This window comes from Methylomagnum ishizawai (assembly GCF_900155475.1).
Taxonomy (GTDB): domain Bacteria; phylum Pseudomonadota; class Gammaproteobacteria; order Methylococcales; family Methylococcaceae; genus Methylomagnum; species Methylomagnum ishizawai_A.
The window spans coordinates 4191139-4214294 of sequence record NZ_FXAM01000001.1 but is presented as its reverse complement, the minus strand read 5'-3'; the positions used below and the strand labels follow the sequence as shown (position 1 = coordinate 4214294).

At 60.4% G+C, this 23156-nt stretch carries 14 protein-coding genes; 2 read left to right on the top strand and 12 right to left on the bottom strand.

Features of this window, described 5'->3' with window-relative positions; all coding sequences use genetic code 11:
* Window positions 1-15: 15 nt before the first annotated feature.
* Together B9N93_RS24950 and B9N93_RS26470 are read left to right on the top strand one after the other, a co-directional pair.
* The gene (locus B9N93_RS24950) at window positions 16-1206 is read left to right on the top strand and encodes a DUF6438 domain-containing protein (protein WP_125469061.1); all 1191 of its coding nucleotides are present in this window, start codon (window positions 16-18) and stop codon (window positions 1204-1206) included.
* On the top strand, window positions 1196-11317 hold the full coding sequence (locus B9N93_RS26470) for a calcium-binding protein (RefSeq protein ID WP_254899434.1): 10122 nt from the start codon (window positions 1196-1198) through the stop codon (window positions 11315-11317). The genes B9N93_RS24950 and B9N93_RS26470 overlap by 11 nt, the downstream gene beginning before the upstream one ends.
* A 101-nt stretch (window positions 11318-11418) precedes the next feature.
* Here B9N93_RS26470 and B9N93_RS18915 read toward each other — a convergent pair whose 3' ends face one another.
* The 12 genes from B9N93_RS18915 to B9N93_RS18860 form a co-directional block, all read right to left on the bottom strand.
* Window positions 11419-11694 carry a cupin domain-containing protein gene (locus B9N93_RS18915; RefSeq protein WP_085215779.1) on the bottom strand — a complete coding sequence of 92 codons (276 nt, stop codon included), beginning with the start codon at window positions 11692-11694 and terminating at the stop codon, window positions 11419-11421.
* Window positions 11695-11753: 59 nt separating this feature from the next.
* Window positions 11754-12842, bottom strand: coding sequence for a sulfate/molybdate ABC transporter ATP-binding protein (locus B9N93_RS18910; RefSeq protein WP_085215778.1), 1089 nt, complete (start codon window positions 12840-12842; stop codon window positions 11754-11756).
* Between the two features lie 35 nt (window positions 12843-12877).
* A complete protein-coding gene (gene cysW / locus B9N93_RS18905; RefSeq protein ID WP_085215777.1) occupies window positions 12878-13747 on the bottom strand; it encodes a sulfate ABC transporter permease subunit CysW in 870 nt (289 codons plus the stop codon).
* A 26-nt stretch (window positions 13748-13773) separates the two neighbouring features.
* A complete protein-coding gene (gene cysT, locus B9N93_RS18900) occupies window positions 13774-14592 on the bottom strand; it encodes a sulfate ABC transporter permease subunit CysT (RefSeq protein ID WP_217807370.1) in 819 nt (272 codons plus the stop codon).
* A gap of 237 nt (window positions 14593-14829) precedes the next feature.
* A complete protein-coding gene (locus B9N93_RS18895) occupies window positions 14830-15207 on the bottom strand; it encodes a roadblock/LC7 domain-containing protein (protein WP_085215775.1) in 378 nt (125 codons plus the stop codon).
* Between the two features lie 299 nt (window positions 15208-15506).
* On the bottom strand, window positions 15507-16064 hold the full coding sequence (locus tag B9N93_RS18890) for an RBBP9/YdeN family alpha/beta hydrolase (RefSeq protein WP_085215774.1): 558 nt from the start codon (window positions 16062-16064) through the stop codon (window positions 15507-15509).
* An 8-nt stretch (window positions 16065-16072) separates the two neighbouring features.
* Window positions 16073-17080, bottom strand: coding sequence for a sulfate ABC transporter substrate-binding protein (locus B9N93_RS18885; RefSeq protein ID WP_085215773.1), 1008 nt, complete (start codon window positions 17078-17080; stop codon window positions 16073-16075).
* A gap of 31 nt (window positions 17081-17111) precedes the next feature.
* Window positions 17112-18980 carry a porin gene (locus B9N93_RS18880; protein WP_085215772.1) on the bottom strand — a complete coding sequence of 623 codons (1869 nt, stop codon included), beginning with the start codon at window positions 18978-18980 and terminating at the stop codon, window positions 17112-17114.
* 115 nt (window positions 18981-19095) lie between these two features.
* Window positions 19096-19371, bottom strand: coding sequence for a YezD family protein (locus tag B9N93_RS18875; protein ID WP_439897118.1), 276 nt, complete (start codon window positions 19369-19371; stop codon window positions 19096-19098).
* 162 nt (window positions 19372-19533) lie between these two features.
* Window positions 19534-20418, bottom strand: a complete 885-nt coding sequence (locus B9N93_RS18870; protein WP_085215771.1) for a hypothetical protein — start codon at window positions 20416-20418, stop codon at window positions 19534-19536.
* Window positions 20415-21062, bottom strand: coding sequence for a hypothetical protein (locus B9N93_RS18865; protein WP_125469059.1), 648 nt, complete (start codon window positions 21060-21062; stop codon window positions 20415-20417). Before B9N93_RS18865 ends, B9N93_RS18870 begins: the two co-directional genes overlap by 4 nt.
* 28 nt (window positions 21063-21090) lie before the next feature.
* The gene (locus B9N93_RS18860; RefSeq protein WP_085215769.1) at window positions 21091-23070 is read right to left on the bottom strand and encodes a VWA domain-containing protein; all 1980 of its coding nucleotides are present in this window, start codon (window positions 23068-23070) and stop codon (window positions 21091-21093) included.
* Between the last annotated feature and the right edge of the window lie 86 nt (window positions 23071-23156).

Below are 23156 nucleotides of genomic sequence, written 5' to 3'. Positions count from 1 at the left end.
CAAAGGGTAATTGTTATGGGTTATATAACGGAAGCTGAAGAAAATATCGCTTTGTTAGTTTTGATGCCTAGATTCGGTTTGTTGGTCAGGGCTTTTGTAGTATCGGCTGGATTGTTTTATAGCTGCATGGCTATGGCACAAGATTCCAAGCCCCAAGCAACTACGGAGAAACCGCCGGACATCGTTTTGGAACAGGCTCCCGAGTTCCAAATAGAAATGCTCCGGCTAGGCGAACACTATGTTAGTTATTCATTGGAGATTTATTCCGATGGCACCGTTGAGTTTCTGGGCCGACCGGATAGGCCGGAGGATCAAGAAGTCGGGGTAGGTAGGCATTACGCGCGTATTCCGTTGGCGGATTTTAAGGTGTTATCTAGTATATTAAGACGGGAATGCTCAACGGTTGAAAAACAAATTCAGGCTATCAATAAAATATATCGCGAGGCAATAAATAAGGCAAGGACAGAAGTGGAGCGGGATGAGGCGGTAAAAGCACTTAATCTTCTTGTTGAATCAAAAATGGCACCCAAGATCCTTCAGGGTGAGTCGCTAGTGATTGCTTTGAAAAAGCTTGATGTTAAATATTGTAGTTTAAGTAATTTAGAAATATATGCTGATGGCACTATGCATTTTGATCATTTTCCAGGGAATTACTACTCTAAAATAAATCAAAGCGAATTAAAAGATTTGCAACTTATTTTTAAATGTATTCAGCCAGCAGTTATTTCCCTGGCACCTGCGATTACCAGGCGGGAGCATCCAATTATTACCTTGGAAAGCCTTACCGAAAATGATGTGGTAGTTGGCTATAAGGTGGAAATCTATTCTGACGGGACCGTGCATTTTTTTGGCAAGCCTGGTAGTGGACGAGGGGCAATAGGTGATCATTATTCCAAGATTAGTCATGAAGATGTTCGGGCTTTACTAGCTGAATTCAAATCCATTCCTAGGCCAAGCGTGTATTCCTCTGGTGAGAAGATAGATTTTTTCGATCTCTCAGATAATTATGAGATTGGTGGGCATGATGGTTCTGGATATGCTATTTCCTTGGAAGCTAATGGTCGATATAAGCGTGTAAGCTTTGCTGGCCAATTAGCAAGTTTTAAAGAAAAAATTATCCAAATGATTAATTTGGATAAATGGATGTGTGTGCCACGCAATATAAATTGTATAAATAACATTGAGGATAATGACTATGAGCGATAAATTTGAAAGCATAGAGTCATTTTTGATTGATGGATATTGGAATGGGTATAAAGCGCCTAGTTCGCCCTTAAATTTTAGTTATACATTTAATTATGATCTTTCGTTATATAATGGTTATATTGGTCTTTCAAAAGAGGATTATTTTAGTCAAATTGCTAATGCAAAAATTGACACAATCAATCTTTTATCTAAAAACCAGAAAACAGCTGTGGATAGTGCAGTTAAGGCATGGGGCGCGGTGGCGAAAATTATTGTTGTAGAAAACAGTAGCATCGCTAATATTTCTATTTTTCAGGTTGGTTTTAATGCAAAGGACCAGCATCGTGCATTTACGGTAAGTGGGGTTGGTCCAAATTCCCCTGATGGGGATATTATGCTTAATAACGAAGATGTAGGTGGTAATAGGTTAGGTACTGAAAATCAACAGGCTGACCCGGGACAGATAGGGTATTATGTTATACTGCATGAGTTGGGGCATGCTTTTGGGTTAAAGCATCCAATAAAATCTGGTCCAGAAGATAATAAGCCATATTATAAATTCCTTACGGATTATCCAGAATTATATCATAATCCAGATAATTTAAGCGTTAAGCTATATTCCGTGATGTTTGGAAGCGTTCAGAATGATTATCAAAAAGATGAGCGTTTACCGAAGGGTTGGCTGCCCAGCACACCTATGCTATTCGACATCGCAGCGGTCCAAAAGCTCTATGGTGCCAACCCCACTACGGGTAGTGACGATGAAGATATTTATAAATTCAACGAGCAAAAAATAGATGACAACACAACCATCACCAACGCCGCCTATACCATCTGGGACGCGGATGGCGAAAATGACACTATCGATGCCAGTGACCAAACCGTAGGGGTCCATATCAACCTCGAACCTGGCAGGTTTAGCTGGACAAAAGAAAAGGCCGTATCGAACAGGCACTATATCGCCATCGCCTATAATCCTACTGGGGCGATTTATGATAATAACTATATCGAAGATGCCAAGAGCGGCGATGGTAACGATGATATTATCGGCAATGATGGTAATAATAAACTGACAGGCGGTAAGGGCAACGATACTTTGGATGGTGGGAAAGGCGACGACACCCTCTACGGTGGCCCAGACAACGACCGGCTCTACGGCGGCCCTGGCCAAGACCGTTACATCTTCAAACAAGGCGAGAACGCTGGTTCCGACTACATCATCGACTACGGCGGCGACAAACACGACGGCGACGGCAACGGCCAGCTCTTCTATCGGCGGGCCGATGGCAAAGACGCCCCCCTAGGGGGCAATATTCCCGCCAGTCCTACCGGCAAGCGGGGCGAATGCAGCGGCGGCGATGGTGAATTTATTTACAAATTCTCTGGCGAGATCGACGATTCCGGGGCGATCCCTGCCGATAGCCACGGTGTCCTCACCATCACCAGCCTCAATGATCCCGCCTTCAAGGTCGTCCTCAACGACTTTATGAACGGCGAGTTCGGGATCACTTTGCAACCGGCTCCCGTGGCGTATATAGCCCTCAACAACATTTCTACCGGTACCGGTGTTGACAACTATAAAAATACTGGCGACGCAAATAACAACAAACTGCTTTGCGGACCGGGCGAAGACCGGCTCGAAGGCCAGGACGGCAACGACGCCCTGATGGCCCGCGAAGGCAACGACGGACTCTACGGCGGCGAGGGCAACGACTACCTGGACGGCGGGGTGGAAGACGACTACCTGGAAGGCGGCAACGGTAACGACTTCTTGAACGGCTGTGCCGGAGCCGACACTGTCCGGGGCGGCGATGGGAGCGATTACATTTTCGGCGATGCCGATCTGGTAGTTTATTTTGGTAATTCGTTTAACTTTGGCGTTAATCCATCGGACCCGGTTTCTTGGGGCGTATATATCAATGAGGGTGTCGTAAGTTGGCAGAGCGCGTGGGGTTACACTTCGATTACTTTGCCGGATGAAAACTCCGACGACCATATCGAAGCCGGCGCGGGGAACGACGAAGCCCTGGCCGGTCCGGGAGACGACTATGTGGACGGCGGCGACGGCGGCGATGTTATCGATGGTGGTAGTGGCGGCGATATTCTCCTGGGTGGGAAGGGTAACGACCTCATAATCGGCGATGGTTCCCGTGGCGGCATTGTGCGCGACATCATCCTGGACCCTATCTCTGAAACACTGGGAATCCAGGCGGTGGACCTATTCCCGCCCTTGCCACCCGGTAGCTTGGAGGTCCAGGAAGCCGTGGGCAATACACTCTACCTCTATGTCACCTCGCAAAATCATGGCGACGACTATTTGGACGGTGGTGACGGCAACGATTCTCTATATGGCGACGGCGGTAACGATATCCTGTACGGTGGGGCCGGCGATGACAAGATGATTGGCGACGGCGGTTATGGCGACTCCAATTCCGGCTTACCCTCCCAATACCATGGCGACGACTACCTCGACGGCGGCGACGGCAAGGACGATATCACGGGGGGCGGGGGCAACGACGTACTGAAAGGCGGCGCGGGCGACGACCGTTTATTCGGCGATAGCGATGATGTCGCGGTCGATTACCGGGGCGACGATGCCCTCGATGGTGGCGCGGGCGACGACTACCTACGTGGTTATGAGGGCGACGATGTTTTGGAGGGCGGCGACGGCGCGGACCGGCTCGAGGCCGACGCGGGCAACGATGCCCTGTCCGGTGGCGAGGGCGATGACATCCTTTTCGGTGTCGAGGGCGACGACAGTCTCGATGGTGGTGAAGGCGACGACACTCTGTATGGTGACATGGGCAACGACATCCTATACGGCGGGGATGGCACAGACATACTGGTGAGCGACGACGGCGACGATCGACTCGACGGCGGCGGCGGTAACGACATTTTGGGCGGTGGCATCGGTAACGACATATTGAGTGGTGGCCTGGGCAATGACCAGGCGGTGGGCGGCGACGGGGCCGACCAACTTGATGGCGGGGACGGCGACGATGTGCTGCTCGGCGATATGGGAGATGACACTTTGGCGGGGAGCCTGGGTAACGATCAGTTGCAAGGTGGCGACGGGGTCGATCTGCTCGACGGCGGGGATGGCGACGATGTGCTGTTTGGCGACACGGGTGATGACACTTTGGCGGGCGGCTTGCATAACGACCAATTGCAAGGTGGCGACGGGGCCGACCTGCTCGATAGCGGCGACGGTGACGACGTATTGTTCGGCGACGGTGACGACGATACCCTTTATGGTAGCGGCGGCAACGACGTCCTGTCTGGTGGGGATGGCAACGACGATCTCGAAGACGTCGACGGCTCCAACAGCCTGGATGGCGGAGCGGGCGACGACCGGTTGATCGCCGGAGCGGGCGACGACTCCTTGCGTGCGGGGGACGGGGACGACTGGTTGGAAGGCAATGGCGGCAACGACTATTACTATGGCGGGGGAGGGGCCGATACCTACAAAATCGTGTCCGGGTCGGCGCTGATCCAAGACCACGATGGTGCCAACACCTTGATACTCGCCGGGTCCGGCGTCGATCTGGGTAATTCCCATGGGGCTGGCAGTACCAATCCGACCGTTGGTATCGCGTTCAGCATCGTCAATTTTGGCGGTACGTCTCCCGATCCCATCGAATATGGTTTCGACGGTAGCACCAACAGTGCGGTATCCACTTATTCGTACCCCGTGTCCGGTCCCTACCTCCGTATCCAGACCAGTGACGCCATCGTGTTCATCGAGGGGGGCTTGGGAGCCAACCTGGGTTATCTGATCGATGGCAGGGGTAACCAGACCCCGTTCGAGTTCATCCTAGATCAACTCGCGATGGCCCAGGGGGGTGGACCTTACCTCGGCCAGCACTCCGGGAATTGGGTCGGTACCGCAGGGAACGATATCGCCAATACCGGCCTGGAACACTACCACTATGTCGGCGGTACCGGCGATGATATCTATTACTTCGCGGGCCATGGCAACGGTCTTTACTACGCTAAGGGTGACGGCCACGATGTTATCGTCGGCGTACAAGTCCCATCCCAATCCTCCCCCCAAGGGATCGCCAGTAGTTCCGCACCTTCAAGCCTGGGGGAGCCCTCAGCCCAATCCCAGGTGTCCACCAACAGTCCCGCCCTTTTAAGCGCGGGGACATCCTCCGCCCAACCCCAAGTATCCACTGGCAATTTTATCCGGTTCGGCGCGGGCCTGAACTCCACGAATGCCATATTGTCTCGAGCGGGAGACGATCTCCTGGTCGCGTTCGACGGCACGGCGGACCAAGTCACCGTGACCGGCTATTTCCAGGACGCCTTCCTCGAAAGTATCGAGTTCGGTGACGGTGTCCTGTGGGATGCCACCGACATCGCCAACCACCTGACCAGCCAATTGGGAAATGGCAACGATGTGTTTACCGGCACCGACTACGGCGAACGGATACTGGCCTTGGGTGGCAATGACGCTATCTATGGGATGGGCGGCGACGATACTCTCGACGGTGGCGTGGGCGATGACAACTTGAACGGCGGGTCGGGCAACGACACCTACCTGTTCGGACCCGGTTCCGGCCAGGATACCGTTTATGATTACGATCCGGCGCATGGTAACAGCGATACCGTTTTGATGGCGGTGGGGGTCTTGCCCGCCGATGTGGCCGTGACCGGGGACGGCACGAATCTCTATCTCAGCCTCGGCGGCGGTACCGATCGGCTTACCCTAGCCAATTGGTTGTTTGCTTTCAGCAGCAATTACCAAATCGAGCGGGTCGCCTTCGCTGATGGGACGGTTTGGGAGGCTCCAGCCCTGCTGGCGACTTATCTGCTAGGGACTAATCAATCCGATCAACTGGTGGGCGATGCCGGGGCTAACCTCGTCACCGGCCAGGGCGGGAGCGATGTACTCTTCGGCTATGAAGATAACGATACTCTTGATGGTGGCACAGGTAACGATCAGTTATACGGCGGCGATGGCGACGATACCTATATCTTCGGTCGGGGCTATGGCATGGATACCCTCTATGAAACCGCTTCCGGCTCGGACAAGGTGCTGTTCGGGGCGGGTATCCAGCCCGGTGATATCTCGGTGGGTTGGGATGATACTCGGAACGATTTAATACTCACTGTGAAACAAATAGGTGGATTGTCGGACTATCTGGAATTCAAAGACTATCTGCGGTTCGACGATGGCCGTTATCGGGTGGAGCAATTCGTATTCGCCGACGGAACGGTATGGGATATTGACAAGCTTAAGTCCTTTTTCACTACCGCCACCCCACAGGCCGATAATTTGAGGGGATTCCACTGGGACGACAGCCTCGACGGCTTGGCCGGAAACGATATCCTCCAGGGCTACGAAGGCAACGATGCACTTCGGGGCGGGACCGGCAATGACCAACTCTACGGCGGTTCCGGCGATGACATCTATGTGTTCACACGGGGCGATGGCCAGGACCGCATCACCGAAGAATCCGGCATCGACTCTATCCAATTGGATGGCATTATGCCCGCCGACGTGATCTTGGCTCGGCAGAGCGACGATTTGTTCATCGTGGTGGATCAAGGCACGTCCATTTTGCAGATCGTCAAGCACTTCGCCGCCACCGACAGCCAGATCGAATACCTGGAATTCGGCGATGGCACGGTATGGGATGTTGCCGCTATCCAGGCCCATATTCCGGTCGCGACTGCCGATACCATGATCGGCACGGCAGGCAACGATACCTATACGGTGGACCACACTGGCGATGCCCTCGTCGAGGGAGCCAATCAGGGCGTTGATACGGTTCTCAGTTCGATTTCCTTCAACCTCCCGGCCAACATCGAGAACCTGACCGGTACCGGGTATCTGGGCCTCGCCTTGGTCGGTAACAGCCTGAATAACAATTTGACGGCCAATGCCACGGGGGACAGCCTCTACGGTGAGGCAGGCAACGACACTTTGCTGGGTGGAACGGGTAACGATAGCTTGGCCGACGGCGAGGGCTATAACACCCTGTCTGGCGGTGCGGGCGATGATGTTTACGATTTGACCTTCAACTACTCCTCGTATAGCTCTTCCAATGTGACGGAAGCGCCCGGCCAGGGCGACGATACCATCGTGGTCAACTGGAACTACGTGCGTCTAGGTTATGGACTTCCCGATAATATTGAAAACCTGACCATACGAACGAGTAATACCTACAACGCCCAGGCCCGCATCACCGGGAATTCCCTGGATAATCTCATCGAAGGCTGGGATGTGGCCGTTTTCGATGGCGGAACGGGTGCGGACACCATGATCCGCCATGCCGTTTTCAACGATTGGGCCTATGGCGGTACGTTCTACGTCGACAACCCGGGGGACAAGGTCTATTCCGGCTCCAGCCAGGACGATGTCATCAGTTCCGTGGACTGGACCTTGATGGATAATCTGGACAATCTCACCCTGGCATCTAAAAGCCTGGCGCTCAACGCCACCGGCAACGCGCTGAACAACGTCATCAAAGGCAACCAAAACCAAAATTCACTTTATGGTCTCGGTGGTGACGACACCCTCTACGGCTATGGTGGCAGCGACACCCTGGTGGGTGGGACCGGCAATGATGTGTACTACCCCGGCGTGTCCGACACTCTCGTCGAACTGGCCGATGGCGGCATCGATACCGTCCATAGCACGAATAGCTTTACGCTGGCAGACAATCTGGAAAACTTGGTTTTCGATCCTAGCCCTTACGGTTCCAGTGGTACCGGCAACGCCCTGAATAACAGCCTGACAGGCAACGATGGCAACAACACCCTGGATGGCCGGGCCGGGGCCGATACCATGGTTGGTTATGGCGGCGACGATACCTACCGCCTCGACAATACTGGCGATGTGGTCGTGGACACCGTGGGTACCGATACCGTCTATAGCCAATTTTCTTATAGCCTCCCCGATAACCTGGAGAATCTGGTCCTGAATGGAACAGGCGACGACATGGGCACCGGTAACTCCGCCAACAATCGCCTCGACGGATCGCAGAACCCGGCTCCCAACCGCCTGGGCGGCGGTGCCGGGGACGACACTTATATCCTGGGTGTCGGCGACGAGGCGGTAGAGCAAGTCGGCGAGGGTATGGATACGGTGGTGTCCGACGGCGGTTTCACATTGGGGCTGGGTCTGGAGGTGGGCCGCCTCTCGGGGAGCGCCGCCGCCGATCTTGTGGGCAACGATGCTGACAACGCTCTCTACGGCAACGACGGGGACAACATCATTTCCGGGGGGCTGGGCAACGACACCATCGTCGCTAGCCGGGGTCATGACCGGATCGATCCTGGCCTTGGCAATGACATTGTCTTGGTTTCCGCCTATGTGCCGACGAATACCCGGATCGCCAGTACTGCCGCCGAGGCCGGGGAAACTGATATCCTGCGTTTCGAGCGTCCCAAGTCGATGGTGGACTTTACCCGTTCCGGCGACGACTTGATTTGCCAGGCGGACACGGACGGGGCCAAAGTGACGGTCGAGGATTTTTATGCTCCGGGCGGCACCTTGATCGAACGGATCGAGTTCGGCGATGGCAGCGTCGTCTTGCCCGGTGATTTGGTGTTCAATTTGATCGATGGGAGCGCGGGCAACGATAGCTTGGTGGGCACCGCCGGCATGGACGTGATGAACGGGTTGGGAGGCAATGACACGCTCTCGGGTGCGGGTGGAAGCGACCAATTGAATGGTGGGGACGGCAACGATGTCCTGGATGGCGGCACCGCGAATGACCGCATGGCCGGGGGCGTGGGCGACGACACTTATTGGGCGGACGATTCCAACGACAAGGCCATCGAAAATCCTGGCGAGGGTGTGGACACGGTTTATAGCTCGGCGGGCTATAGCCTGGGAGACAATGTCGAGAACCTGATTCTGACGGGTACCGCCGCCATCAGCGGTACCGGCAATGCGCTGGGCAATCGACTGGTTGGCAACAGCGCCGCCAATTGGCTGTACGGGGGGTGGGGCAATGATACCTATGTCGTCGGGGCGGGCGATAGCGTGGTCGAATATGCCAACTCGGGTTGGGATACCGTGGAAACCAACCAGACCTATACCCTGGGCGACAACGTAGAGCGCTTGGTCTTGATCGGCACGGCGGCGATCAAAGGCACCGGTAATAGCCTGAACAATCAACTCGTGGGCAATGCCGCCGCCAACACTTTGACTGGGGGGGCTGGTGACGATGTCTACTATGTTGGTGTTGGCGACACGATCACGGAAACCGGCAGTGGCGACTGGGATGTGGTGATGTCTGATGCCTCTTGGGTCCTAGGGGCCAATCTGGAGGAGTTGTACCTGGTCGGTACGGCCACTATCAACGGCACCGGCAATTCCCTGGATAACTATATCGAAGGCAACGCCGCCAACAACGTCCTCAATGGCGGTGTGGGTGCCGACATTCTGCTGGGTGGGCTGGGCAACGATACTTATGTGGTGGACAATACCGATGACACTCTCTTAGAGGAGATCGACGAAGGTATCGACACCGTACAGTCCTCCATCGATTATCAATTATGGGACGAGGATAATATTGAAAATCTGACGCTGACTGGCGCAGCGGCGTTCAGCGGCATCGGCAGCAGTTTGAATAACATGCTCACCGGCAATTCCGTCGCCAATACCCTGACTGGGGCTGAAGGCAACGACACCCTGGACGGCGGAATAGGTGGGGACGTGATGTACGGCGATATCGGCGATGACACCTATATGGTTGATTCAACCGCCGACGTGGTGTCCGAGAATCCAGGGGAAGGCTTGGACATGGTGCGCAGCGGTATCGTTTACACCCTGGTCGCCGATGTCGAGAACCTGATCCTGACCGGCACGGCACCCTCCGGTACTGGCAACGACCTGGACAACGCGCTTACCGGCAATTCCACCGCCAACACCCTGGCCGGTGCTGCGGGGAACGATATCCTGGATGGCGGGGCGGGCGCAGACAAACTCTACGGCGGTACTGGCGATGATACCTACATGGTGGATGCGACCACCGACGTGGTGTCCGAGAATCCTGACGGGGGCACGGATACGGTGCGTAGCGGCGTCGCCTATACCCTTTCCGCTAATATCGAGAACTTGATTCTGACCGGTACGGCAGCGATCAACGGTGCTGGCAACGCTTTGGACAACGCGCTTACCGGCAATGCCGGGAACAACGTCTTGGATGGTGGTGCGGGAGTTGACGCCCTGGGTGGTGGGGCTGGCAACGATACCTATGTGGTGGATGCCTTGGGCGATACTGTGGCCGAGAACGCCGGTGAAGGCACCGACTTGGTCCAGAGCGCCGTCGATTTCATCCTCGGAGCGGACCTGGAGAAACTGACCCTGACCGGCACGGCATCGATCAACGGTACCGGCAACGCGCTCAACAACACCTTGACCGGCAATGCCGGCAACAATGCCCTGGACGGTGGCGGCGGAGCCGACTCCATGGCCGGGGGCGCGGGCAACGACAGCTACACCGTGGACGGCGCGGGCGATACTGTGACGGAGTCCAGCGGCGCAGGTACGGATTTGGTGTTCAGTTACGTCGGCTATACCCTGTCCGCCAACGTCGAGAACCTGACGTTGGTGGCGGGCGCGGGAAATCTTGTTGCTACCGGCAACAGCCTCGGCAACATTTTGGCCGGGAATGAAGGTGATAACATCTTGGATGGTGGTGCGGGCGCGGATACTTTGACCGGGGGCGGCGGTGCTGATCTGTTCAAATTCGGAACTGTGAGTGGCGGGATCGATATCGTGAAGGATTTCCTGTCGGGAACCGACTTGCTACTGATCAACGATCTCACCACCGGCCTGGCCCTCGGCGACAAGGACGGCGTGATCGATGCCGCTAAGTTGACGACTAGCCCCGGAGGGTTCGCGCCCAGCAATGAACTGGTCGTCGTCACCGGCAATATCGTGGGAGCCATCACGGCGACCAGCGCGGCGGCGGTGATCGGTTCCGCGACCAGCGCCTACGCCAAGAGCTACGCCGGATTGTTCGTCGTCGATAACGGGGTGGACAGCGCCCTTTTCAAGTTCGTCTCGTCCGCCGCCGACGCCACGGTCAGTGCTACGGAACTTACCCTGGTTGGAACCTTGCAGGGCACCGCGTCGACCGCGTTATCGGACTACGCTTTCGGGACCTGATTCCGGGGGCGTGCGGGCTGGGCAGAACGGTTCCGCCCAACAACCTCCCCAGAAATAAAAAAGGCGTCCCCCAGGACGCCTTTTTCATTGCCCAGCCGGGATCAGCCGTGGCGGTAATGCTTGCGCAAGGGCTTAACCACCTGCCAATCGGTTTCCAGCCCTTCCGGGAACACCACCAAGTCGCCCGGCACGATCCGTACCGGCTCGCCGCCCACGGGTGTCACGATAATCTCGCCTTCCAGCACATAGGCGGTTTCGGTTTCGTCGAAATCCAGCGGGAATTCCGAGGCTTCCTTTTCCCAGATCGGCCAGTGGCCGACGCCCAGTTCCTTCAAACGGGCTTCGCTGGGCTGGTGTTCAATAGTGATTGCGCTCATGGATGATCCGAGGTGTGGTTGAGGAACGCGGATTGTAGCCGTTTTGTTTGAACGGAGCTTTACGCCGCCTTGTCGGTGGGGACGGTCCCGTCCCGGTCGGCGAACAGCCGCAGGCGGCGGGGTTGTAGATAAACCCGGCTGCCCCGGCCCAATTCCTCGCGGTTGTAGCGGTCCCTGGCGAGTTCCACCTCCACGATGCCGTGGCCGTCGTCGCGTTCCAGTTCGATGCGGACGGTCGCGCCCAGGGGCCGGATATCCAGCACGGTGGCGGGGATGGCGCTCTGGCCGGGGTTGTCCCGGAGGATGTCGATTTCGTGCGGGCGGGCGTAGAACACCGCCGAATCCCGGTGTTCCGGGTCGCCCGGCAAGGCGAGCTGGGCCTCGCCGATCTTGGCGTGGCCGTCGTGGACCCGGCCATGGAACAGGTTCACATCACCCAGGAATTGGTAGACGAAGGGCGTGGCGGGATGGTCGTAGACTGCCTCGGGCGTGCCGATCTGTTCGATCCGGCCCTCGTTCAGCACCACCACCCGGTCGGCCACTTCCAGCGCCTCCTCCTGGTCGTGGGTCACGAACACGCTGGTGACGTGCAATTCGTCGTGCAGGCGGCGCAGCCAGCGCCGCAGTTCCTTGCGGACCTTGGCGTCCAAAGCGCCGAACGGTTCGTCCAGCAGTAACACCTTGGGTTCCACCGCCAGGGCGCGGGCCAGGGCGATGCGTTGGCGCTGGCCACCCGACAACTGGGCCGGATAGCGTTCGGCCAGCCAATCTAATTGCACCAGGTCCAGGAGCTTATGCACCTTGGCGCGGATTTCTTCTTCGGAAGGCCGCGTCTCCTTGGGTCGGACCCTAAGGCCGAAGGCGATGTTCTCGAACACGGTCATGTGCCGGAACAGCGCGTAGTGCTGGAACACGAAGCCGACTTCCCGGTCCCGCACATGGCGGTCGGTGGCATCCTCGCCGTGGAACAGGATGGCACCGGCATCCGGGGTTTCCAGCCCGGCGATGATGCGCAGCAAGGTGGTCTTGCCGCAGCCGGAAGGACCGAGCAGGGCGACCAATTCGCCGCCGGCGATTTCCAGGTTGACGTTCTTGAGCGCCTTGAAGCGGCCAAAGGCTTTGTGGATGTCGCGGATTTCGATGCTCATGGGCGGTGGCTTTCCGTGGGAGGGTGTGGAGCGGTTCAGGTGCGGTGGATTTCGTGGCGCAGATGCCATTCCAGGAAGGTCTTCGCGGCCAGCGTCACCAAGGCCAGCAGCGCCAGCAGCGAGGCCACGGCGAAGGCGGCGGCGGTGTTGTATTCGTTGTAGAGGATTTCGACATGCAGCGGGATGGTGTTGGTCAAGCCGCGGATATGGCCCGATACCACCGACACCGCGCCGAATTCGCCCATCGCACGGGCGTTGCAAAGGATCACCCCATACAGTAAGCCCCATTTGATATTGGGCAGGGTCACGTGCCAAAACGTCTGCCAGCCCGAAGCTCCCAGCACGATGGCGGCTTCTTCTTCCTCGCTACCCTGCGCCTGCATCAGCGGGATCAATTCGCGGGCCACGAAGGGGAAAGTCACGAAGATCGTGGCCAGCACGATGCCGGGTACGGCGAAAATCAGCTTGATATCGTGGTCCTGCAACCACGGCCCCATCCAACCCTGCAAGCCGAACAACAGCACATAGATCAAGCCCGACACCACCGGCGACACCGAGAACGGCAGGTCGATCAGGGTGATGAGCAGGCTTTTGCCGGTGAACTCGAACTTGGCGACGCACCAGGCGGCGGTGATGCCGAACACCAGGTTCAAGGGCACGGAGATGAAGGCGGCGATCAGGGTCAGGCGGACGGCGGCCAGGGCGTTGCGGTCACCGAGCGCGTGCCAATAGGTGGACCAACCCTTGGCCAGGGCTTGGCTGAACACCACGGCCAGCGGCATGAACAAAAAGCCGACCAGGAACAGCAAGGCGGTCGCGGTCAGGAGCCAGCGGACCCAGGCGGGTTCGCCCCGGGTGCGGTGGGCGGCGGGGTTGGCGGAAGCGGGCAGGACGAGCGCGGACATGGGGGAATCCTCGGGAAACGGGCGGATCAGGTGCGGCGCAGTTGGCTCCAGCGCTGCAAGGCGTTGATGCCGAGCAGCAGGGTGAAGGAAACCACCAGCATGGACACGGCCAGCGCGGTGGCCCCGGCGTAGTCGTATTGCTCCAGCTTGGTGATGATGAGCAGGGGAGTGATTTCCGACACCAGGGGGATATTGCCCGCGATGAAGATGACCGAGCCGTATTCCCCGACCGCCCGGGCGAAGGCCAGGGCGAAGCCGGTCAGCAGGGCCGGCAGCAGGGCCGGGAAGATCACCAGCCGGAAGGTCTGCCAGCGGCTCGCGCCCAGGCTGGCGGCGGCTTCTTCCAATTCGGCCTCGAAATCCTCCAGGATCGGCTGCACCGTGCGCACCACGAAGGGCAGGCCGATGAAGGTCAGGGCGAGGACCACGCCCAGCGGGGTGTAGGCGATCTTGAGGCCCAGGGGTTGGGTCAGGCTCCCGATCCAGCCCTTGTTGGAATACAGCGTCGCCAGCGAAATACCGGCCACGGCGGTGGGCAGGGCGAAGGGCAGGTCCACCAGGGCGTCGATGAGCTTCTTGCCGAAAAAGTCGTAGCGCACCAGCACCCAGGCCACCAACAACCCGAACACGGCGTTGATGAGCGCCCCGGCCAGCGAGGCGCCGAAGGTCAGCTTATAAGAGGCCAAGACCCGTGGCTCGGTGATGACCGACCAGAAACCGGACCAGCCCAGCGTGCCGGCCTTGAGGAAGGTGGCGGACAGGGGAATCAGCACGATGAGGCTCAGGTATAGCACCGTGAATCCCAGGGTGATGGAAAAACCGGGCAGGACGCCGCGTTGCTTCAGCATGGTGGTATCGGGGGCGGTGGCGGTAGATGCGGCGAACTGTAGCAGGCGGTTTTTATGCGATGAAAGAATAAATAGCGATACATTGATGCTGTTTGGCTATATCAATGCCGCTTATAGCGGAGGGACGGCCAATAAAATGGCCCGCGCCGCGGGCCTAACGGGGGGGTGGTATCACCGGCATCGAGGGGCCGGAATGGCGCTTGGGGGGAATGCGCCGGTTTGCTGGGCGGGGGTTCAGGCGCGGCGGGCCGAAACCAGGGCTTCGATATCGTTGGCCGCCCGCTGCATATGGCCGAGGATGGCGCCCGACTCGGCTTCCGGTTTGCAGACCACGGTCAGGATGGCTTCGGGACCGGCCTGGGTCATCAGCACGGAACCGGCCTTGCCCGCGACCAGGACTTGGCCGAGTCCGTCGCCCACCAGTTCCGCCGCGGTTTTGTGGCCCAGGGCCATGAGGGCCGAACTCATCGCGCCCAGGTTGTCCTCGTCGATGGCGGGGGAAGACGCGCTGGAAGCGACGCTGGCCAGGGCCAGCCCGTCGTTCGACAGTACGCTGGAAACCAGGATGGCTTCCGAGCGGTGGTTCAGTTCGCTAAGAATCGTGGCGAGCATGGGAATATCCTCCGGAGTTCCAAGTGAACAAGGGTCGATCCAAGCCGGGAATGCAGGGGGGGTGGGGCGATCCTTTGGGCCCGGCGGATTACCCTAACAGTGGCCGGCTGACGGCTTGATGTCGGGTCGGTTACGGGTAGGTGTCCTCGCGATGGGCGGTGGTCGCCGCCGCGCGGGTGCGGAATTTTACAATATGCAAGTTCCGTGCGAATCGATGGCCGGACCTGGCGTGGGTCGGCAAGACTGGAAAACCGGGCCGATTGGGCGGTATCCAATCCGCCGTGCCGCCCTGGCCCGGCTCAGATTTGGGCGATCCGCTGTTGCGCCGGACGATGCTGGTGCGTATCCGTTGCTTGCAAGGAGGCAAACAACCCGAGTCCCTCGGGCCAGGGACCGTAGCCCGCCTCGACATTGATATGCCCGGCTCGGCCCAGGCTGCGGCAGGCACAGCCCCAGCGCCCGGCCCATTCCTGAGCGCGGGGGAGGCTCATCCAGGGGTCGTCCGCGCTGGCGACCACCAGGGCGGGAAAGGGCAGAGCCGTCGCGGGCAGGGCGGTGTCCAGGCCGAACCGCGCCGGGTCGGCGGGCGCGACCAGGAAAGCGCCCGCCACCCGTCCGGGCCGGGCCAGCGCGGCGTGGACCGCCGCCAGGCAGCCGAAGCTATGGGCCACCAACCACGCCGGTTCCCCGGTTTGTTCCAAGGCCGCGCCGACCCGCCGCGACCAGCGCTCCAGGTCGGGCGCGTGCCAATCGGCCTGCTCGACGCGCACGGCGTCCGGGACTTGGGCTTGCCACCACGTCTGCCAATGTTCGGGACCGCTGCCGCCGAGGCCGGGCACGATGAGCAAGGCCGCCATCCGAATCCTCAATGGCCGTAGATTTGGTCGAATACCCCGCCATCGGCGAAATGGGTGGCCTGGGCCTTATTCCAGTCGCCGAACACCTCGGCGAGGGTGAACAATTCGACCTTGGGGAACACGCTGGCGTGCTGGGCGAGGATGGCCGGATCGCGCGGACGGTAGAAATGCTTGGCGGCGAGTTCCTGGCCCTCCTGGCTGTAGAGGTATTCCAGATAGGCTTTGGCGACTTCCGCCGTGCCCTTCTTCGCGGCCACCTTGTCCACCACGGTCACGGGCGGCTCGGCTAGGATGCTGAGCGAGGGTGTGACGATCTGGTATTTGTCCTTGCCGTATTCCTTGAGCGCTAGGAACGCCTCGTTCTCCCAGGTAATCAGCACATCGCCGATTTCGCGCTCGGCGAAGGTCACGGTCGCACCACGGGCGCCGCTGTCGAGGACGGCGGTATTCTTATAAATCTTGGTGATCAAATCTTTGGCCGCCGGTTCCCCGCCCAGTTTTTTCACGCCATAGCCCCAGGCCGCCAGATAGTTCCAACGGGCGCCGCCGGAAGTCTTGGGATTGGGCGTGACCACGGCCACGCCGGGTTTGGCGAGATCGGGCCAATCCTTGATCCCCAGGGGGTTGCCCGCCCGCACCAAGAACACCATGGTCGAGGTATAGGGGGCGCTGTTATTGGGTAAACGCGATTGCCAATGTTCCGGGATCAGTTTGGCCTTCTGGTAGAGCTGGTCCACGTCGTAGGCCAGGGCCAGGGTGACCACGTCGGCGTCGAGGCCGTCGATCACGGCGCGGGCCTGCTTGCCGGAGCCGCCGTGGGATTGGTTGATGGACACGTCCTCGTGCTGCTTGCCTTTCCAATACTTGGCGAAGGCCGCGTTGTAGTCCTCGTAGAATTCGCGGGTCGGATCGTAGGACACGTTGAGCAGGGTCAATTCCCCGGCGGCGGCCTGCTGGGCCAGGGCCAGGGTGGAGGCGAACAACAGCGCTTGCAGCGCCTGGGCGATGGTTTTCATGGTGGGGTGCCTGTGCGGTGGGTCGGAGCTTTTAATAGGTGAATTGGAAACGGGTGAAGAAGACCTTTTCGGTGGGCCGGTCCACGGCTTGTTTGTCGGTGTTGACCGCGCCGCCCTCGAAATGGGTTTGCTCGTAATCGGCCATGAACTTGAGGTTCTGGTTCAGCCACCAGTTGAAGCCCACGGCCCAGGAGGTCGCGTGCTGCACCGAACTCCTGGGATCGGAGAACAGGTACACCGGCTTGGAGGCGGTGCCGAAGTTCTTGAAGGTGTCCTTGTCGATATCGAGTTCGCTCCACCGTGCCGCCAATTGCCAAGCGCCCCATTGGCCCTCGAAAGGGTTGAACGGATGGCGCGGTTTGATGCCCTGGAAGGTGTTGTCCTCGCCGGTCAGCACATAGGAAGCGGCGATTTGCCAAGCCTGGTTGTTCTGGCGGGTCGGGTTCACGTTGCGGGGACCGTTGGCGCTGGCGCTGGTCGTGGTCTTGGACGTGGTGGAGGTGGTGTTGGAAGCCACGGTCGAGCGGACATCGGTCTTGACGGCGGTGGTGGTGGTGTCGGTCTGTTGTACCGCCAAGTCCTGTGAGGAATAGGCGTATTCCCCGAACAGCCCGAACGGTCCCCAGTACCAATACGCCTGCGGGTAGATGCGGTAGCGTTCGCCGTCCGCCAGGGCCGCCGAGAAACTGGTGGTCGTGGTGGTGGTCGTGGTGGTGATGGTTTGCTTGCCGGTCGCGGGGGTGTTGGCCTGGGTCACGGCGACGGCGGTGCTGGAACCGGCCTGGGTGGTGCCGGTGGCATAGGTCAGGATGTTGTTCTGGCCGGGGGAGACCAGGGCGGGCAGGTTGTTTTGGTTGGTCGGGGTGCCGTAGCTACCCGCGACGCCCAGGCCCAGCCCTTCCAAGGATTCCACCCCGGAATGCTGGAACGGATGCGAGAAGATGCGGCCATCGAAGGATTTGTCGTCGAAGGTGGCGGTATCGGAGTTCTGCACGGCTTGGTTGTCGGCGGTGCCGTTGAACACGCCGAACTGGTAGCTGAGGAATTCGGTCGATTGGTTGACGAAGGTGTATTTCGGCTCGTAGCCGGGCTTGCCGAATTCGCCGTGCAGCATCACGCCGATATCGCGGTTCGGGGCCAATTCGGTGGGATAGGCGCGTTCCACGAACAGGATATTGGGTGCGGCCTGGATGCGTTCCAGGCTGATCGGGGCTTTTTGCTTGCCCACGGCGAGGCTGGCGAAGCGGAAATAATGTAGGTCCAGGGTGGCGTCGAACAAACGCGCCTGCCCGCCGCCGAAATCCGGCGCGACCAGGAAGTCGGCATGTTTGAACAAGGTGCCCGCGAATTGCAGGCGGGCGCGGCGGATGGTGAATTTATCGACCCCGAGCCCGGTGCCGGCCTGGATGGGATTGGGCTGGCCCGCCGCATTGAGGCCGACGCCCTCGCCATTGTGGGGATTGTCGTCCAGGAAGAAATCGCCGTCGGCCTGCACGAAGCCGCGCAGCCGGAGCTGGTTTTCGCCGTCGGCGGAGGTGATGCGGAACCCCGTGTCCGGGCCGGCTTCGATCTTGGCCGAGGCTTTCTTGGCGTTGTCCGCCGCTTCCTTGTCCACTTCTAGCTTGCGTTCCAGCACCTTCACCTTTTGGTCCAGCGCCTTCATCTGGGGATCGACGGCGCTGGTTTTGGTGGGGGGTTCCGCAGTGGCCGGGGGCAGTTTGGCGCGGAGCTTGGCGTTCTCGGTCTCGGAATGTTCCAGCCGTTTTTCCAATTCCAGGATATGGCGTTCCAAGCGCTCGAAACGCTGTTCGTCGGTCAGGGCCGGGGCGGTGGGCGCGAAGCCCACCAACCAAGCCGCGCCCGCGCCGCTTGCCAGGCGCTGGGACCATCGGTGATTCATATGCTTGCCTTTGAATTTGTAACGCCTGGGCTTCCGGTGTTCCGGTCGGTCCGTCAAGCTGCTTAGGATTGCCGCCGGGGGTCCGGTAGGCTGGGTTCCGGGTGGGCGGCGGCGGTCAGGACCGGCGGATTTCCAGGGCTTCCGCCGTGCCGGCTTCGGGGCAGGCGAGGTTCAGACGGAATTTCTCCTTGCGCTCGATCTGGACGATGCGGCCTTCGTGGACGGTGATTTCCACCGAGCCGAAGCGGAGTCCGCGCAGGGCTTCCAGGATTTTTTTCGCGCCGGGTTCGGGATCGGCGTGGGGGGGGTGGTGGTCGAAGGCCATGGCTGTGGGTCCGGGCGGCACGCTGATGGAATGGATGGGACCAGCCCATCCGCTATTGCGGAGCATGGTAACAACGCCCGTATGGAACAAAAAAGAATAAAACAAAAAATGGTTATAGCTGATTGTTCTTAAACTGTGGCCCGAGGCCTATCGATCCGGCGGAATGGATGCCCGTTTGGGCCGATGCGTTAAACGCGGCTCCGATGGGTAGGTTGGATGGGGCCGCGCTTACTTGTGGGTTGGATCGGGTTGGGCGGTGGGTTCCGGCGCGGCGATGGGGGTATCGTCCGCCATCATGCCTTGCCAAGCGGCCATCAAGAGGGCGGTTTCGGATTCCGGGATGGACGGGTCTGTCTCCCCGGCCATCGGCTCGGCTGCTTCTGGCGGTGTGTCCGCCGCCATGTCGTCGTCGGGGGCGTCCCAGGTTTCCAAGGCTGTGGTATCCGCGATGGATTCGGGCGCTGCGGGCGGGTCTGTCTCCCCGGCTATCGGCTCGGCTGCTTCTGGCGGTGTGTCCGCCGCCGTGTCGTCGTCGGGGGCGTCCCAGGTTTCCAAGCTTGCCATGTTTCCGGCGGATTCGGGCGGGTCTTCGGGCCAGGGCGTATCTTCCGCGGTCGCCGGTTCGGGTGCTTCCCGCGCCGTGTCGTCGGCGGGGATATTCCAGGCTTCCATGAGCATCGCGGTGGCGTCTTGCGCCTCCGGCGGTGGCTCGTCTGGCCAGGGTTCAAGCCGGGGCGCGGTGGCCTGGGCCTCGCCCAGCACGGCGAGCTGGCGGTCCATGAGCGTGGTCAGGGCGGGATGCAATGCGGCGAGTTGGGCGGGATCGCCGCCCGCCAGCAGGGGGACCAGTTCCCGCAGGAACGCTTTTTCTTCCGCATACAAGGCCGCGCCGACCCGCTCGGCGGTCTCGGCGTCCAGGCCGTGGCGGGATTCCAAGCCTTCCTGTAATTCCAGCCGCCGCCGTTTTTCGCCCCTGGCCACGCCGTCCAGCAGTTTTTCCAGCGCCGCCCATTGTCTGCGGGAGCGCCGCCGCCCGGCCAGTGCCAAACCCAAGGCCAGCGCCGCCAGCGCCACCCCCAGTTCGCCCAATAAGACCCAGGCCAGCGCGTTCATGCGGAAGGCTCGGGCGGGCCGTCCGTGCCGGTCGTGGTTGCGCCCGGTTCGGTGATCCGCCCGAACGCGGCCAGCACCCGGTCCAGGCTGGCGCTAAGCTCCTGCGCCGTATGGGGATTGCCGAACATGCGGGCGTATTCCTGCGAGACATCCTCCAAGGCTTGCAGGGTCTTCCCGAGCCGGTGTTGCAACTCGGCGTTTTCGACCTGGGCGTGTTCCAGTGCGGCTTCGAGTCCGGCGTTGGATTCCGGGCGCGGGGCTTGGCGCAGCAATTCCGCGATCAAGCGGCAGTAAGGTTCGGAAATGCCCTGGACATGGCGGTCGATCTCGGCCAGCTTGGCGGGGTCGCGGCTGAGGAAGGCTTGTATGGCCTGCCGGTACAGGGCTTTTTCCTTGTTCAGGACTTCGGTGAGGACGCTGTCGCGCAGGGAAGGGGCGAGGTTGCCGCCGTCCGACAAGGCCTGGGCGAGCCGTTGTTCGTGGGCTTCGTCTTCGCTGTTGATGCGCTCCACCAGGGCGGCGGCTTCGCCCCGTTCGGCGCGGGTTTTCCGTGCGCCCAGGTACCATAGCAAGACCAGGGCGCACAGGAGGGCGACGATGGCCTCGGTGGCCAGGACGGCGGCCAGTTGGGGAATTTCGATCATGACGGCGGTTTCCTCCATGGGCGCGGCCTCAGGGCGAGAGTTTGCCCAGCAGTTTGGCGAGGGCGGCCGCTTTGCGTTGTTTGATCTGGCGGTGGGCGAAGAATCCGGCGGCGATGAACGCGGCATTGATGCCCAAGGCTTCCGCCGCCGTGACCGGCCAGTTTTCGGCGTGGGCGGCGGCGGCAGGTTCGGGTTCCGTCGCTACGGGTTCATGATGTTCCGGCGCGGGTTCGTGGCTGTGCGGGTCGGCGGGTGGTTCGTGTGTGGCGGGTTCGTGGTCGTGCGGGTCGGTGGGCGGTTCGTGCGCGGCGGGTTCGTGGTCGTGCGGGTCGGCGGGCGGTTCGTGTATGGCGGGTTCGTGGTCTTGGGCGCTGGCCGGTGTGTGCTGGACGGGTTCGTGCTGGGGTTCCGCGGGTTCGTGCGCGGCGGGTTCATGGCCGTGGGCGCTGGCCGGTGTATGTAGGATAGGTTCGTGGCCATGGGGGGGTTCCGCTGGCGCCGTTTCCCCCAGGACCAGCGGCTTGATCGGCACGGCCACGTTCTTGCCGTCCAGGGTCTTGGCCTGGGCCGAGACATTCACGGTGCCGTGGGCCGCCAACGGTAGGGTGTAGCGCCAAGCCGCGCCCTCGCGTTCCGCCGCCAGTTCGGTGGATTGCCCGGCCAGCTTGGCCTTCACCACCAGGCTGTCGGGCTGGATGGCCTGAGGATTCGGAGCGATGGTCAGGTTCAGGGTATGCGGTTCGGCCTGGGTGTCGCGCTCGATAGCAACCCGGACCAGGTCTTCCAACACCTGGAAATTTTGTTTGGCGACGCGCTGGAAGGTCTGGCCGTCGGCGGTGACGGTCAGGGTATAGCTGCCGGGCGCGGGCGCGGCTGCCAGGTCCAGGGTGAAGCGCTCGGGATGCTGGGCGTCCTGGGGCATCGGGAAATCTTGGTGTTCCGTGCCCTGCGCCAGGGTGGCCCCGACCTTCAGCAAGCCCAGGAAATCTTGCCGCGCCACGGCTTGGCCGTGTTCGCTGAACCCGGCGGCTACGGTGGGCCATTCCGCGGGGGCCACGAAATTCGGGATCGGCGTGACCTCCAGCTTGAGGTCGGTCACCACCAGCACGCGGTTGTCGGGGTCTTCGTCGGCGACCAGTTTCCATTCGCCCGCCGCCGGATGGCTGACGGTGACGAGGTCGTAGCCCGGTTCGTGGACCCAGCGGGTTTGCGGCGGGGCGTGGGCCTGGGTCGATTCCGCGCCGCCCGGCGCCCGCAGCCGGGTGGGTTGGGCATCCGGTTTCAGGAGGACCAGCACGGTGAATTCCTGGATGCCGGCGTCCACTTTGAAGCGGTTGTCGCGCAGGGGCAGGCCGTCCTGCGGCGCGACTTGGTTGAACATCCGCACGAAGCTACGTTGCAGGGCGTCGGCGCTGTCGGCGGTTTCGTTCCAGCCATCGGTGGCGAGCGAGAGTTGGCGCAGCAGTTCGCGGTCGGATTGCTCGGACAGGGCGATGGTATCGACATGGACGCCCGCCGCCTGGAGTTTGGGTAGCAATTCGGCGACGATGCGCGAGCGCGAGGCGGCGCTGGCCTCGGCCTGCTTGGAGACATCGACCATGCCGTCGGTCAGCAGCAAGACGCCCCGGTTCGGACCCGTCCCGCCCGCCGCGAACCAGCTTTGTGCGGCGGCGTCCAGGGCCGCCTCGATATGGGTGAACTGGCCGCGGGAGTGGATTTTATTGGCCGATTGCAGCGCCCTGGCTTTCCAGGCCGCATCCACGGTGCCGGTGGGCACCAAGACCTGGGGCGCGGCGTCGAACAGCCAAATACCGGCCCGGCTACCCATGGGCAGGAGTTCGATCAGCAGTTTCAGTGCGGGGATGCGGAGGTTGCGGGGATCGTTTTGCTTCATGCTGCCGGAGGTGTCGATCAGCACCCGGATATCGCTGGGCGGTTCCTGGGCGCTGGCGGCGGATAAGGCCAGCCACAACAGCAGGGCGAAACTGTGTAGGATTCGGAGCGCCATGGTTTCGGGGGTGTTGGCTGTTGGCGGGGATCGGCCCGCCGGGTCCTAGTATTTGCGGCTGCGGATTGTCCAAAAGCTTAGTCCAA